The organism is Streptomyces sp. NPDC038200 (genome assembly GCF_055600785.1).
Genome location: NZ_JBVJYH010000008.1, coordinates 46855 through 61255 on the forward strand (window position 1 = coordinate 46855; position 14401 = coordinate 61255).

The window sequence follows — 14401 nt, forward strand, 5'->3', positions numbered from 1 at the left end:
CACCACCCGGCATCCGAAGCGACCCGCACGTACCGCCCACAGCCTGACGCGGAACCCCAGCACCCTCCGGGACACCCGGCGAACCACCCCCGTCCGCCACACCACCCGGCATCCGAAGCGACCCGCACGTACCGCCCACAGCCTGACGCGGAACCCCAGCACCCTCCGGGACACCCGGCGAACCACCCCCGTCCGTCACACCGCCCCGCGTCCGGAACGCCTCGCAGCTGTCGGCCGCGGTCTGGTGCGGTGCCGCAGGGGCGTGCGGGGCGGGGCGGGGCGGACCGCCTCCGTCCGTCGGGTCGGCGGTGCCGGTCGGCGGCTGGGGCGCCCCATGTCCCGCCGGGATGTGCAGCAGCCCCTCGGGGAACGCCCTTCCGGTCCGTTCCCAGTGTTCCTCCCGGCAGGCCACCACCAGGCGGGCGCCGGTCTCGTGCAGCCAGGTCGCCGTGCCCCGGGTCCACTCGGAGAGGCGGTGGGCGAGGACAGGGGGCATCTCCTCGGGGCCGTCGAGGAGGATCAGCAGGGGGTGGGCGGCCCGGGCGGCGAGGCGGGCCAGGTGTTCGGGGGTGACGTCACCGAGGTCGTCGGGGTGGACGGAGCGGTCCGCGGCGACGATCCGGGCGGCCCGCGCCAGGGTGCGGCGGGCGGCGTCGGCCACCGAGGCGTCGGTGTCGTCCAGGTCGGCGCCGCGCAGCCACAGCGTGGGGGCGGGGCGCTCGCCCCGGGCGCGGCGGGCGGCGAGCGCCGCGAGTTCCGTCGTACGGCCGCTCCCGGGAGCGCCGACGAGTCCGAGCACGGGCCGGTCTCCGTCGGTGAAGGCGGTCAACTCCCGTTGGATGTCGACGCGTTCGACGGGCTCGACGGCTCCGGTGGATCCGGTGAGGACGCCCGGTGGGCCGTCCTGGCCCACGGAGGTGGTGGTCAGCTGGAGGATGCCGGCGAGGTTCAGGTCGGCGCCGTAGGCGGGCACGGTGGCCGCGTTGCGGGCCAGCAGAGCGGCGAGCGGGCCGTCGGCGGGGCGCAGCGGCACCGCGAAGCCCGCGTCGCGCTGCGCGGTGTGCAGGGCGGTCCCCAGGATGCCGAGGACCGCGCCGGTGCGGGCGTCGAGCACCGGTCCGCCGGCCGCGCCGCCGCCGAGCCGGAGCGCGTCCCGGCCCGCCGTGCCGATGGCCAGCTCCAGCGCCTCGGTCAGCAGGTGGAAGCGGTCCGTGGCGGTGTACGTCACCTCCGTGGCGGCCAGCACCCGCGCCTCGCGCCAGCAGCCGGCGGCGACCTGGACGTAGGTGCCGGCGTCGAGCCGCTCCCGGACGGTCAGCGGCAGCGGGTCCACGTCGAGGCCCTCGGTGCGCACCAGGGCGAGGTCCAGGCCGGGCAGCGGGGTGACGGCGTCGGCGCCGACCACGCAGGTGCGGTCGCCCGTGGCGTGCAGCACCAGCCGGGGCAGGCCGTCGACGGTCTCGTGGCTGGTGAGCAGGGTGCCCTCGTGGTCGGCGAGGAAGCCGAGGCCGCGCGGGCGGCCGGCCAGGTCCCGGATGCGTACGAGCGCGGCGTCGGCGCGTTCGAGGCCGGCGTGGGCCCCGTTCCCCGGCGTGTGGGTCCCCTCGCCGCCGCCCGGACCGCCGGACACGCCCTCACCGAGCGGACGCTCCTCCCGCGCGCGCTTCCCGTGCGCGGACCCCTGCTGCTCCCGGCGCCCGCTTGCGGTGCGCGGGCCCCGTCCCGCCATGGCCGTACCTCCCCGCCCGTCCCCGTGCCCTGTCCTCGACGGTAGGCGCGCGGTGATCGGCGGGACAGATCATGCGGCGAACGCGCCCCCTTCCGCTCCCCCGGTTCACTCCGAGCGCCTGCCCGGACGGGTGAATAGGCGAAGGCTGCTGGATAACCCTAGGGGTGGGGGAACCGAGGGGGGACCGTGGAGCGGCGGCAGGGGCCTACCCCGTGGCCGGCCGCCGCTCCACGGCAGACAGCCCCGGGGCGGCGCGGACCAGGCCCCGCCGGGAGGTCTCAGCCGAAGACGGCCAGGCTCCTCGCCTTGCCCCCGTGCCCCACGGCAGACAGCCCCAGGCGGCGCGGACCGGGCCCCGCCGGGAGGTCTCAGCCGAAGACGGCCAGGCTCTTCGCCTTGCCCTTGTGCTCCTCGACGAGCGCGAGGAAGCGGCCCTCCGGGTCGAACACGGCGACGGGACCGGCGCCCGCGTACTCGTCGGGCATCTCCAGCCGGACGCCGTTGAGCAGCAGCCGGGCCCGCTTGGCGTCGACCTTCCAGCGCCGGAACGCCGCGGTGGCGGCGTCGGCGATCGGCATCACGGTCAGCTCCTGCTGGAGCTGGTCCAGCGTCTTGGCCGCGTCCAGCTTGTACGGCCCGACGCGCGTGCGGCGCAGTGCCGTGAGATGGCCGCCCACGCCCACGTCGGCGCCCAGGTCACGGGCGAGGGCACGGATGTAGGTGCCGGAGGAGCAGACCACCGACACCACCAGGTCGAGCACGGGCGTGCCGTCCTCGGCGACCGCGTCCCGGACGTCGTACACCGCGAAGGACGAGATGCTGACGGGCCGGGCGGGGATCTCGAAGTCCTCGCCCTCGCGCGCCCGCTTGTACGACCGCACGCCGTCGATCTTGATGGCGCTGACCTTGGACGGCACCTGCATGATGTCGCCGGTGAGCTTGGCGATGCCGGCGTCGATGGCGTCCCGGGTCACCTTGGAGGCGTCGGCGGACGAGGTGATCTCGCCCTCGGCGTCGTCGGTGACGGTGTTCTGGCCCAGGCGGATGGTGCCCAGGTACTCCTTCTCGGTGAGCGCGAGGTGCCCGAGGAGCTTGGTGGCGCGCTCGACGCCGAGGACCAGGACGCCGGTGGCCATCGGGTCGAGGGTGCCGGCGTGGCCGACGCGGCGGGTCCTGGCGATCCCGCGCATCTTGGCGACCACGTCGTGCGAAGTGAAGCCCGACGGCTTGTCGACGATGACGAGGCCGTCGGGCGTGGTGTGCTTCTGGGTCATTCCGCGGCGTCGCCGTCCGTGTCGGAGTCGTCGTCGGCCGGCTTCTTGTACGGGTCGGCGCCGCCGGCGTACGTCGCGCCGGTGGCCGCCTCGCGCACCTTCTCGTCGGACTGCCGGGCCTTGTCGAGGAGGTCCTCGATGGTCCGGGCGGTGTCCGGCAGAGCGTCCGCGACGAAGGTCAGGGTCGGCGTGAACTTCACCCCGGCCGCGCGGCCCACCTCGGAGCGCAGGATGCCCTTGGCGCTCTCCAGGCCCGCGGCGGCGGCCTTCCGCTCCTCCTCGTCGCCGTAGACCGTGTAGAAGACGGTCGCCTCCCGCAGGTCACCCGTGACCCGGGTGTCCGTGATGGTGACGTGCGAGCCGAGCCGCGGGTCCTTGATCCCGCGCTGCAGCTTCTGGGCCACCACCTCCCGGATGAGGTCCGCCAGCCTTTTCGCCCGCGCGTTGTCGGCCACTGGTCCGTCTCCCGTTCTTTCTCTTGCTTGTGTTCTGTGATCAGTCGTCGTCGCCGTGGAGGCGCCGTCGCACGGACAGCAGCTCCACTTCGGGGCGGGCGGCGACCAGCCGTTCGCACCGGTCCAGTACGTCGGTGAGGTGCGCCGCGTCGCCCGAGACCGCGGCGAGGCCGATGATCGCCCGTCGGTGGAGGTTCATGTGGTCCACCTCGGCCGCGCTCACGGCGTACTTCCGCTGAAGTTCGGCGACGATCGGGCGGACGACGGAGCGCTTCTCCTTCAGCGAGTGGACGTCGCCGAGGAGGAGGTCGAAGGACAGAGTCCCCACGTACATGTGTAACCGGTTCACCCGCCGGTACGGGATCGATGGCCCCGGGCCCGTGTGGGCCGGGGACACCATGAACGGTACCGCGTACCTGCCGGTGGCTCGACAGAGTTTCGGTGCCGTGGACCGGGGGCGAAGCCCCCGGAACGGCGCGCTGGCCGACGGGACCGCAGTCCCGCCGGCCAGCAGCGAACCGTGAGCCGTTACGCCCGCGGCTTCTCCCGCATCTCGTACGTCGCGATGACGTCGTCGACCTTGATGTCGTTGAAGTTTCCGAGGTTGATACCACCCTCGTAGCCTTCGCGGATCTCGGTGACGTCGTCCTTGAAGCGACGCAGGCCCTCGATGTTGAGGTTCTCCGCGACCACCTTGCCGTCGCGGATGAGGCGCGCCTTGGTGTTGCGCTTGACCTCGCCCGAGCGGATGAGGACACCGGCGATGTTGCCCAGCTTGGACGACTTGAAGACCTCGCGGATCTCCGCCGTACCCAGCTCGACCTCTTCGTACTCCGGCTTGAGCATGCCCTTGAGGGCCGCCTCGATCTCCTCGATCGCCTGGTAGATGACCGAGTAGTACCGGACGTCCACACCCTCGCGCTCGGCCATCTGCGCCGCGCGGCCGGCCGCGCGGACGTTGAAGCCGATCACGATGGCGTCGGAGCCCATCGCCAGGTCGATGTCGGACTCCGTGACCGCACCGACGCCGCGGTGCAGGACGCGGATGTCGACCTCTTCGCCGACGTCCAGCTGGAGCAGCGAGGACTCGAGGGCCTCGACGGAACCGGAAGCGTCACCCTTGATGATCAGGTTCAGCTGCTGGACCTCGCCGGCCTTGAGCACCTTGTCCAGGTCCTCCAGCGACACGCGGCGCGTGCGCTTGGCGAACGCGGCGTTGCGCTCACGGGCGGCACGCTTCTCGGCGATCTGACGGGCCGTACGGTCCTCGTCCACCACCAGGAAGTTGTCGCCCGCACCCGGGACGTTGGTCAGGCCCAGGACCTGGACCGGCGTCGACGGGCCGGCCTCGGCGACGTTGTTGCCGTTGTCGTCGAGCATGGCGCGGACGCGGCCGTAGGCGTCGCCCACCACCATCGTGTCGCCGACCCGCAGCGTTCCTCGCTGGACGAGGACCGTCGCCACGGCACCACGGCCGCGGTCGAGGCGGGACTCGATCGAGATGCCCTGCGCGTCCTGGTTCGGGTTGGCCCGCAGGTCGAGCGAGGCGTCGGCGGTGAGGATGACGGCCTCGAGGAGGCTGTCGATGTGCAGACCCTGCTTGGCGGAGATGTCGACGAACATCGTGTCGCCGCCGTACTCCTCGGCCACCAGGCCGTACTCGGTCAGCTGACCGCGCACCTTGGTCGGGTCGGCACCCTCGACGTCGATCTTGTTGACCGCGACCACGATCGGCACGTCGGCCGCCTTGGCGTGGTTGAGCGCCTCGACCGTCTGCGGCATGACGCCGTCGTTGGCCGCGACGACCAGGATCGCGATGTCGGTCGACTTCGCACCACGGGCACGCATGGCGGTGAACGCCTCGTGACCCGGGGTGTCGATGAAGGTGATCTTGCGCTCTTCGTCGTTGACCTCGGTCGCGACCTGGTAGGCACCGATGTGCTGGGTGATGCCGCCGGCCTCGCCCGCGATGACGTTCGTCTTGCGGATGGCGTCGAGCAGTCGGGTCTTACCGTGGTCGACGTGACCCATGACGGTGACGACCGGCGGACGGACCACCAGGTCCTCCTCGTCGCCCTCGTCCTCGCCGAACTCGATGTCGAAGGACTCGAGCAGCTCGCGGTCCTCCTCCTCCGGGCTGACGATCTGAACCGTGTAGTTCATCTCGTCGGCGAGGAGCTGCAGGGTCTCGTCGGAGACCGACTGCGTCGCGGTGACCATCTCGCCGAGGTTCATCATGACCGCGACGAGCGACGCCGGGTTGGCGTTGATCTTCTCCGCGAAGTCGGTGAGCGACGCGCCGCGGGAGAGACGGATGGTCTCGCCGCCGCCGCGCGGCAGCATCACGCCGCCGACGCTCGGGGCCTGCATGGCCTCGTACTCCTGGCGACGCTGCCGCTTCGACTTGCGGCCACGACGCGCGGGACCACCCGGACGGCCGAAGGCGCCCTGCGTGCCACCGCGGCCACCGGGACCGCCGGGACGGCCACCGAAGCCGGGACGGCCACCGCCGCCACCGCCACCGGGACCACCGGGACGGCCGGCGAAGCCGCCGCCACCGCCACCGGGACCACCCGGACGGCCGGCGAAGCCGCCACCGCCGCCACCGGGACGACCGGCGAAGCCGCCGCCACCGGGACGACCGCCGGGACCGCCGGGACGACCGCCGCCACCGGGGCCACGGCCGCCGGGGCCACCGCCACCGGGACGCGGGCCGGCAGCGGGACGCTGCGGCATCATGCCGGGGTTCGGACGCGGACCGGCGGGGCCGGGACGCGGACCGCCCTGCGGGCGGGGCATGCCGGCCGGGGTCGGCCGAGGACCGCCGGGAGCCTGGGGACGCGGACCGCCGCCCTGGGCGCCGGGCGCCTGGGGACGGGGGGCGCCGCCGGGACCACCGGGGCCGGGACGCGGACCGCCCTGCGGGCGCGGGGCCTGCGGACGGGCCATGCCGGCGTTGCCGCCGGAGGTGAAGGGGTTGTTGCCCGGGCGCGGACCGGCCGGACGGGCACCCGGACGCGGGGCCTGACCACCGGGACGCGAGCCGCCCTGACCCGGACGGGGCGCCTGGCCCCGGTCGGGACCGGCCGGACGGGCGCCGGGCTTCGGACCACCGGGACGGGCGCCGGGACGCTGACCCTGCGCGGCCGGAGCCTGCGGGGTCTGCGCGGCCGGGGCGGCCGGGGCGGCCGGGGCGGCCGGCGGAGCGGTGAACTCCGGGGCGGCCGGGGCCGGGCGCGGCGCGGGCTTGGGACCGGGCACCGGGCGCGGGCCCGGAGCCGGCGCGGGCGCCGCGGGAGCCGACGGGGCGGCCGGCTGCTGGGCAGCGGGCGCCGTCGGAGGCTTGGGGGCTGCCGGCCTCGGGGCAGCCGGACGTGCCGCCTGCGCCGGAGAGGGCGCGGCGGGCCTGGGGGCAGCCTTGCGCGGGGCGGGCTTGCCGGACTTGCCGTTGCCACCGCCCTGGAAGGCGTCGGTCAGCTTGCGTACTACGGGCGCTTCGATGGTCGAAGACGCCGAACGGACGAATTCACCGAGTTCCTGGAGCTTGGCCATGACGACCTTGCTCTCGACACCGAACTCCTTGGCGAGTTCGTAGACCCGGACCTTAGCCACTTCGCTCCTTTGAGGTCCGGGTTGAAGCCGGACCGTCGCTAGTTCATGGGCGTACTCATCGCGTACTCATCGAGTGCTCATCGCAATCTCGACCTGCTTTCGACTCGCGAGGTACCGGGCCGCACGGCGTTCCGTGCGGCGCGTCTTACGGCGTTGCCTGCTCGGCAACTGTTGTCTGCTCGACGTATCGGCGCAACGCCTTTGTGTCGAGCGCTCCCGGGGCGCGCAGTGCCCGCGGAAACACCCGGCGGCGTACCGCCTGGTCGAGACAGACCAGGGCGGGGTGCACATAAGCACCCCGGCCGGGCAGCGTACCGCGAGGATCGGGGGCGCATGCGTCCTCGATCTTCACGATCCGCAAGAGATCGTTCTTGGCCGCCCGCTCCCGACACCCCACACAGGTGCGTTCAGGGCATGCTCGGGCATGCGTCCGGCCAGACACAGCTCAGTCTACCTCCCCGCAGCGACCTCACCCCTTCGGGGCAAAGATCGAACGGCTGTTGTCGTGATTCAACCGAGGTACGGCTTGGAACTATTCCCCGATCCGTCCCTCGGCCGGGTCTTATTCCCCGGCTTGCTCGGTGTCGGGCCGGATGTCGATCCGCCAGCCGGTCAACCGGGCCGCGAGGCGGGCGTTCTGGCCCTCCTTGCCGATCGCGAGCGACAGCTGGTAGTCCGGCACGGTCACCCGCGCGGAGCGGGCGGCCATGTCCACGACCTCCACCTTGCTCACCCGAGCGGGTGACAGGGCGTTCGCGACCATCTCGGCCGGGTCGTCCGACCAGTCGACGATGTCGATCTTCTCGCCGTTCAGCTCGCCCATCACGTTGCGCACCCGGCCGCCCATGGGGCCGATGCAGGCGCCCTTGGCGTTCAGGCCCGTCCGGGTGGACCGAACGGCGATCTTGGTGCGGTGACCGGCCTCACGGGCGATCGCGGCGATCTCCACCGAGCCGTCGGCGATCTCCGGCACCTCCAGGGCGAAGAGCTTCTTCACCAGGTTGGGGTGCGTGCGGGAGAGGGTCACGGACGGACCGCGGACACCCTTGGCCACACGGACGACGTACGACCTGAGCCGCATGCCGTGCGGGTACGTCTCGCCGGGCACCTGCTCCTGCACCGGCAGGATGGCCTCCAGCTTGCCGATGTCCACGAGCACGTTCTTCGGGTCGCGGCCCTGCTGGACCACGCCGGTGACGATGTCACCCTCGCAGCCGGCGTACTCGCCGAGCGTCGCGTCGTCCTCGGCGTCGCGCAGCCGCTGCAGGATCACCTGCTTGGCGGTGGTGGCGGCGATACGGCCGAAACCGGACGGGGTGTCGTCGAACTCGCGGACCTCCTGGCCCTCCTCGAGGTCCTCGGGGTCCTCCTTCGCCCACACGGTCACATGCCCGGTCTCCCGGTTGAGCTCCACGCGCGCGTGTCGGCGGCTTCCCTCGGTGCGGTGGTAGGCGATGAGGAGGGCCGACTCGATCGCTTCGACCAGCAGGTCGAAGGAGATCTCCTTCTCCCGAACCAAGCCCCGCAGGGCGCTCATGTCGATGTCCACGGCTACGCCTCCTCCTCTTCCTTCATGTCCTTCGTGCTGTCCTTGCGGTTGAACTCGACCTGCACGCGCGCCTTGCCGATCTCCGGGAAGCCGAGTCTGCGGGCGGTGGCCTTGCGGCCCTTCACCCCGGGCACCTCGACGTCGACGCCCCCCTCGTCGACCTCCAGGATCCGCGCGACCAGCTCGCCGCCCTCCGTGAGCTGGAACTTCACGAGCCGGTCGACGGCGCGCACGAAGTGCCGGTGCTCGGTGAGGAGGCGCTCCGCGCCAGGGGTTCCGACCTCCAGGTCGTACGCGTCCTCGCCCATCGCGTTCGTCTCGTCCAGCTTCGCCGAGAGCGCACGGCTCACATCGGCGATCGCGTCCAGGTCCGCTCCGGAGTCGGAGTCGACGACGACACGCAGCACCCTCTTGCGTCCGACGGAGTCCACGGCGATCTCTTCGAGATCCAGCCCCTGAGAGGTGACGAGCGGTTCCAGCAGCTCTCGCAGCCTCTCGCTCTGGGTGGTGCTCATCCGGGTGACTCCTCGGCCGCGTGTGCTGTTGTGGGATGGGTCGCGTGTCTGGTCAAAGGGTATCCGGTCGCGAGAGGTGTTGCGTCCTGCCTCCGGCCGCGGCACCGGGCGCCACCGGGGTCCCCAGAAGCGGCGGGGGTCGGGGTGAGCGGGCGCGCGCGAGCCGGCCGTGCCGTTCCCCACGCCCCTTCGTCACCGGCTGCCGAGCCGGTGACATGAGTGCGCGGGATGCGCGGGTACCGTGATCAGCGGCGGGCCGGCGTTCCCGCCCGTGTGTTCGTACGAGCCCCCGAGGACGTCAGCCGTGCCGTACCCCCAGCCCCCGCGCGCCCGCTCGGGGCCGCGCAGAAGATCCCTGCTCGCCTCGGCCACCGGCGCCGCCCTGCTGGTGGGCTGCTCCGCCGGTCCGGACTCCGGCGGCGGCGACGGCCCGTCCGCCACGGCCCGGGCACGCGCGCGTGCGGCCCGGGACAGCCGGGGGCTGCTGGAGCGCTACGACGCCGTACTCGCCGCGCATCCGGGGCTCACGGACCGGCTGCGGCCGCTGCGGGCGCAGGTCGCTGCCCACGCGACGGCCTTCGAGGACGGCGCGGCGGCCACCGCCACGGCTTCGGTGACGGCCACGGCGTCGGCCTCCGCCACTTCCGTCCCGGCCACCGAGAAGGACGCCGTCGCCGGGCTGGCGGCCGCCGAGCGGGCCCTCGCCGACCAGCGTGCGAAGGATCTGCTGGCGGTGCCGGGGGAGCTGGCGCGGCTGCTGGCGTCGGTCGCGGCGGCCGGGTCCGCCCACGCGTACCTGCTGACGGAGGGAGCCCGGTGAGCGACGGGACGGAAGAGAGCGGGCCGGCGGAGCAGGCCGAGGTGACCGCGTTGCAGGCGGCGCTGGCGGCCGAGCACGCGGCCGTGTACGGCTACGGGGTCGTCGGCGGGCGGATCGGCGAGCAGCGCCGGGCCGACGCGCGGGCGGCGTACGACGCCCACCGGGCGCGCCGGGACACCCTGGTGCGCGCGGTGCGTGACCTGGGCGGCACGCCGGTCGCCGCGAGCGCCGCGTACGCGCTGCCGTTCCCGGTCTCGGACGGGGCCGCCGCGGTGCGGCTGGCCGCGCGGCTGGAGGAGCGGGTGGCCGGGGTGTACTCGGACCTGGTGCGGGCGGCGAGCGGTGCGCGGCGGGCCGACGCGGCCGGGGCGCTGCGGGAGGCGGCGGTGCGGGCGGTGCGCTGGGGCGGGGAGAGCGTAGCCTTCCCTGGGCTCGCCGAGCGGTCCGGGGAGCAGACGGGCGCGGCCGGCACGGCTCCGTCACCCACCGCCTCGACGACGCGTTAGACGCCGCTGCGGCGGGCCCGCGCGGTGCGCGGGTACCGGGCGGAGCGACAGGACCGGGGCCGGCCGGCACGGGCGCCGGACGACCCCGGCGCGGGCCTCCGGCGGGCCCCAAAAACAGGAGGGGACCAGAACGGGCAGGGCACCGCGCGGAACGGGCACCGCCCGGCAGGACCAGCGGGACCCGGCACGACCGATACGACCCGGCACGACCAGCGGCACCCGACAGGACCGACACGACCGGCACGATCGGCCGAACCCGGCACGACCCGGCACCTTCGGCCGAACCCGGCACGACCGGTCGAACCCGGCAGGACCGGCACCAACAGCGGGATCCGGCCGGGTCCGGCTGACCCGACGCATGAAGGGAACAACTCGCGCATGGCTTTCGAAGCGCCGCGGCGCCTGGTGCGGGCGCTCGGTGAGACGGCACCGGCCGGGGACGACTGGCTGGCGCGGCTGCCCGCGGCGGCGGAGCGGGCGGTGGACCGGCGCGAGTTGACGGTCGAGCGGGTGCAGGTGCCCGGCGGGCGCAGCAGCCTGGTGGTGCTGGTGCGGCGGGCGGACGGCACGCCGGCCGTGCTGAAGCTGGCGCCGCCCCGGGCCCGCCCGGAGAGCGAGCGGGCGGCGCTGGCCCACTGGGCCGGGCTGGGCGCCGTACAGCTGCTGGAGGCCGACGCGGACGACGGGGCGCTGCTGCTGGAGCGCCTGCACCCGGACGTGTCGGTGCGCTCGCTGCCGGAGGCGAGGGCGCTGCTGGAGGCGGCGGGGACGCTGCGCAGGCTGTGGGTGGCACCGCCGGCCGGGAGTGCCTTCGAGACCGTGGCCGAGCGCACCGGGCGGCAGGCGGCGGCGATGCGGGCGAGCGCCGGACCCGACCCGGAGGCGGCTCCCCTGGTGGAGTCGGCGCTGGCCGCCCGGGAGGAACTGCTGGCCGAGCCGCCCGCGCAGTTGCTGCTGCACGGCACGTTCCGGCAGAGCAAGGTGCTCGCGGGCGAACGGATGCCGTGGCTCGCGGTGGGCCCGGACCCGGTGGTCGGCGAGAGCGCCTTCGATCTCGCGCGGCTGGTGCGCGACCGGGTGGAGGACCTGATCGCGACGCCGTCCGGCCCGGCCACCACCCGGCGCCGGATCAAGCGGCTCGCGGAGTCGCTGGAGGTGGACCAGGAGCGGCTGCGGGGCTGGACGCTGTTCCGGGCGGTGGAGTCCGGGGTACGGGCCCGCCGGGTGGGCCGGGAGAAGGACGCGGAACTGCTGCTGGAGTTCGCGAGCTGGCTGTAGCCGGTCCCCGCAAGAGCACGCGTACTCAGCCGGCTGAGCAGGGCGCCCGTACCGGGCGGGGAGCGCGCCGTACAGACTCGACCGGTGAACAGATCAGGGCGCAGAGCGCTGCCGGCGGGGCTGGCGCTGACCGTGTTGCTCGCGTCGGGCTGCTCCGCCGCGGCACCGGACGACGACGAGGTCCACCGGATGGCGACGTCGGCGGCGGCGGACCGGCAGCGGGCGGGGGCGGAACACGCCATCCGGAAGAAGGCGGCGGCGTTCGCGGCACGGACCTCGCTGGAGCCCGGGTTCCTGCGCCTGGGCGACTTCTGCGGCGGGCCCCGGTCTCCGGACCTCTTCGACCAGACCGAGGACCCCGTCGTGGTGCACTGCCACATGTACGCCATCGCCTACTACGGGGCGCCCCGCGGGATCACGCCGACCCTGAAGGACATCGACCGGGCGCACCTGGGCGACTGGGGTGGTCTGACGGGCGGGGACCCGAACGTCGGCGGGGTCGGCGGGCTGCAGTACGCGCTGGAGTACCAGCGGGACAAGGGCCGGCAGGCCGACGGACTGCGCCTGCCCAGGCCGCAGCTCAACGATCCGTCGTTCACCGTCGCGTGGGACGACCCGTGGGACCCGCAGGGGCACCTCCAGGAACCCCAGGCGTGTCCCCCGCGCGGCCCGGACGTGCGGTGCCTGACGGAGCCCGCCGGTGCGACGGTCAGCAAGGTCCGCGCCCGCTACACGACCGTGTTCTCGGTCGCATTCGATGGGCGGGAGTACTGGACGGTCTCCCGCGAGGACTGGCAGGACGGCCGGTGACGACCGCCCCGCCCAGGGGTGAGCGGCGGCACGCCGGGACGTGACCGCCGCTCTCCGGCTCGCCCGGTGTCAGGCGGTCAGACGGGCGATCGCGTCCTCGACCGTCAGCTCCTCGCGCTCACCGGTCTTGCGGTCCTTCAGCTCCAGCACGCCCTCGCCGGAGCGGCGGCCGGCCACCAGGATCTGCGGGATGCCGATCAGCTCGGCGTCGGTGAACTTCACGCCCGGGGAGACCCCTGCCCGGTCGTCCACCAGGACCCGGACGCCCGCGGCGGCGAGCTTCTCGGCGACGTCCAGCGCCAGCTCGGTCTGGAGCGCCTTGCCGGCGGCGACGACGTGCACATCGGCGGGGGCGACCTCCTTGGACCACACCAGGCCGTGCTCGTCGGCGGTCTGCTCGGCGAGCGCGGCGACGGCGCGGGAGACGCCGATGCCGTAGGAGCCCATGGTGACGCGGACCGGCTTGCCGTTCTGGCCGAGGACGTCCAGCTTGAGGGCGTCGGCGTACTTGCGGCCCAGCTGGAAGATGTGGCCGATCTCGATGGCGCGGTCCAGCTTCAGGCCGGTGCCGCACGTGGGGCAGGGGTCGCCCTCCTGGACCACGACGACGTCGACGTACGCGTCGACCTCGAAGTCACGGCCGGCGACGACGTTCCTGGCGTGCGTGTGCTCCTTGTTGGCACCGGTGATCCAGGAGGTGCCGGGGGCCACGCGCGGGTCGGCGATGTACTTCACCTTCTCGCCCAGCCCCTGGGGGCCGACGTAGCCGCGGACCAGGTCGGGGCGGCCGGCGAAGTCCGCCTCGGTGACCATCTCGACGGTGGCCGGGGCGAAGTGCGCCTCGACCTTGTCCATGTCGACCTCGCGGTCCCCGGGGACACCGACGGCGACGATCTCGCCGTCCACCTTCACCAGGAGGTTCTTCAGCGTGGCGGAGGCCGGGACGCCGAGGGAGGCGGCGAGGGTCTCGATGGTCGGGGTGTCCGGGGTGGGGATCTCCTCCAGCGCGGGCACGGCCGAGCCGTCGACCGGCTTGAGCATGTAGGTGATCGCCTCCGTGTTGGCGGCGAAGTCGCAGTTCGGGCAGTCGGCGAAGGTGTCCTCGCCGGCCTCGGCCGGGGCCAGGAACTCCTCCGACTTCGAGCCGCCCATGGCGCCGGCGGTGGCGGCGACGATGCGGTAGTCGAGGCCGAGGCGCTCGAAGACGCGCCGGTAGGCCTCGCGGTGCAGGGCGTAGGACTTGCCGAGGCCCTCGTCGTCCAGGTCGAAGGAGTACGAGTCCTTCATCAGGAACTCACGGCCGCGCAGGATGCCGGCGCGCGGGCGGGCCTCGTCACGGAACTTGGTCTGGATCTGGTACAGGATGACCGGCATGTCCTTGTACGACGTGCACTGGTCCTTGACCAGGAGGGTGAAGATCTCCTCGTGCGTGGGGCCGAGGAGGTAGTCGCCGCCCTTGCGGTCCTTGAGCCGGAACAGCTCCTGGCCGTACTCGTCCCAGCGGCCCGTGGCCTCGTAGGGCTCGCGCGGCAGCAGGGCGGGCAGCGTGACCTCCTGGGCGCCGATGGCGTCCATCTCCTCGCGGACGATGCGCTCGACGTTGGCGAGGACCTTCTTGCCGAGGGGCAGCCAGCTCCAGATGCCGGCGGCCGTGCGGCGGACGTAGCCGGCGCGGACGAGGAGCTTGTGGCTGAGGACCTCGGCGTCCGCCGGGTCGTCGCGCAGCGTCTTCGCCATCAACTGGGACATGCGCTGGACCGGTGCGTTCGCCATGGTTCTCGTACTCCTGCCGGATGGGGGTCTCCCGCTCCAGCGCGGCCGAGAGCGGGGGATGGTGATGGCATAGGAGGTTA

Annotated in this window: 12 protein-coding genes and 1 pseudogene; 4 read left to right on the forward strand and 9 right to left on the reverse strand. The window is 73.5% G+C overall.

The annotated features are described in order from the left end of the window. The 8 genes and pseudogenes from ACZ7KF_RS18495 to rimP all read right to left on the reverse strand — a co-directional run. Positions 1 to 1729: pseudogene (locus ACZ7KF_RS18495) on the reverse strand (hypothetical protein); the annotation flags it as partial. A 368-nt stretch (positions 1730 to 2097) separates the two neighbouring features. Then, the gene (gene truB / locus ACZ7KF_RS18500) at positions 2098 to 3003 is read right to left on the reverse strand and encodes a tRNA pseudouridine(55) synthase TruB (RefSeq protein ID WP_471075567.1); all 906 of its coding nucleotides are present in this window, start codon (positions 3001 to 3003) and stop codon (positions 2098 to 2100) included. Then, a complete protein-coding gene (gene rbfA, locus ACZ7KF_RS18505; protein WP_471075570.1) occupies positions 3000 to 3458 on the reverse strand; it encodes a 30S ribosome-binding factor RbfA in 459 nt (152 codons plus the stop codon). The genes truB and rbfA overlap by 4 nt, the downstream gene beginning before the upstream one ends. Positions 3459 to 3498: 40 nt before the next feature. Further along, positions 3499 to 3792 (reverse strand): DUF503 domain-containing protein, encoded by a 294-nt coding sequence (locus ACZ7KF_RS18510; RefSeq protein ID WP_471075573.1) that lies wholly within the window; start codon positions 3790 to 3792, stop codon positions 3499 to 3501. 194 nt (positions 3793 to 3986) lie between these two features. Then, on the reverse strand, positions 3987 to 7070 hold the full coding sequence (gene infB / locus ACZ7KF_RS18515) for a translation initiation factor IF-2 (RefSeq protein ID WP_471075576.1): 3084 nt from the start codon (positions 7068 to 7070) through the stop codon (positions 3987 to 3989). Between the two features lie 145 nt (positions 7071 to 7215). Further along, the gene (locus ACZ7KF_RS18520; protein ID WP_471075579.1) at positions 7216 to 7512 is read right to left on the reverse strand and encodes a YlxR family protein; all 297 of its coding nucleotides are present in this window, start codon (positions 7510 to 7512) and stop codon (positions 7216 to 7218) included. A 120-nt stretch (positions 7513 to 7632) separates the two neighbouring features. Further along, positions 7633 to 8619, reverse strand: coding sequence for a transcription termination factor NusA (gene nusA / locus ACZ7KF_RS18525; RefSeq protein ID WP_471075582.1), 987 nt, complete (start codon positions 8617 to 8619; stop codon positions 7633 to 7635). Positions 8620 to 8621: 2 nt separating this feature from the next. Next, on the reverse strand, positions 8622 to 9134 hold the full coding sequence (gene rimP, locus ACZ7KF_RS18530) for a ribosome maturation factor RimP (RefSeq protein WP_471075585.1): 513 nt from the start codon (positions 9132 to 9134) through the stop codon (positions 8622 to 8624). 304 nt (positions 9135 to 9438) lie between these two features. Between rimP and ACZ7KF_RS18535 the strand changes: the two genes are divergently transcribed. The 4 genes from ACZ7KF_RS18535 to ACZ7KF_RS18550 all read left to right on the forward strand — a co-directional run bounded on the left by ACZ7KF_RS18535 (position 9439) and on the right by ACZ7KF_RS18550 (position 12548). Then, positions 9439 to 9954 carry a hypothetical protein gene (locus ACZ7KF_RS18535; RefSeq protein ID WP_471075588.1) on the forward strand — a complete coding sequence of 172 codons (516 nt, stop codon included), beginning with the start codon at positions 9439 to 9441 and terminating at the stop codon, positions 9952 to 9954. Beyond that, positions 9951 to 10460 carry a ferritin-like domain-containing protein gene (locus ACZ7KF_RS18540; protein ID WP_471075590.1) on the forward strand — a complete coding sequence of 170 codons (510 nt, stop codon included), beginning with the start codon at positions 9951 to 9953 and terminating at the stop codon, positions 10458 to 10460. Before ACZ7KF_RS18535 ends, ACZ7KF_RS18540 begins: the two co-directional genes overlap by 4 nt. Positions 10461 to 10838: 378 nt before the next feature. Continuing rightward, a complete protein-coding gene (locus ACZ7KF_RS18545; protein ID WP_471075593.1) occupies positions 10839 to 11738 on the forward strand; it encodes an aminoglycoside phosphotransferase family protein in 900 nt (299 codons plus the stop codon). Between the two features lie 84 nt (positions 11739 to 11822). After that, complete coding sequence (locus ACZ7KF_RS18550) at positions 11823 to 12548, forward strand: hypothetical protein (protein WP_471075596.1); 726 nt, start codon at positions 11823 to 11825, stop codon at positions 12546 to 12548. Positions 12549 to 12617: 69 nt separating this feature from the next. On the opposite strand, the gene ACZ7KF_RS18555 is transcribed toward ACZ7KF_RS18550, so the two are convergent. Further along, positions 12618 to 14321 carry a proline--tRNA ligase gene (locus ACZ7KF_RS18555; RefSeq protein ID WP_471075599.1) on the reverse strand — a complete coding sequence of 568 codons (1704 nt, stop codon included), beginning with the start codon at positions 14319 to 14321 and terminating at the stop codon, positions 12618 to 12620. Positions 14322 to 14401 lie beyond the last annotated feature (80 nt).

Coding starts and splice junctions, on each gene's coding strand:
- rimP (WP_471075585.1), bottom strand. CDS start 9,134: ATGAGCACCACCCAGAGCGAGAGGCTGCGAGAGCTGCTGGAACCGCTC.
- ACZ7KF_RS18510 (WP_471075573.1), bottom strand. CDS start 3,792: ATGTACGTGGGGACTCTGTCCTTCGACCTCCTCCTCGGCGACGTCCAC.
- truB (WP_471075567.1), bottom strand. CDS start 3,003: ATGACCCAGAAGCACACCACGCCCGACGGCCTCGTCATCGTCGACAAG.
- ACZ7KF_RS18545 (WP_471075593.1), top strand. CDS start 10,839: ATGGCTTTCGAAGCGCCGCGGCGCCTGGTGCGGGCGCTCGGTGAGACG.
- ACZ7KF_RS18555 (WP_471075599.1), bottom strand. CDS start 14,321: ATGGCGAACGCACCGGTCCAGCGCATGTCCCAGTTGATGGCGAAGACG.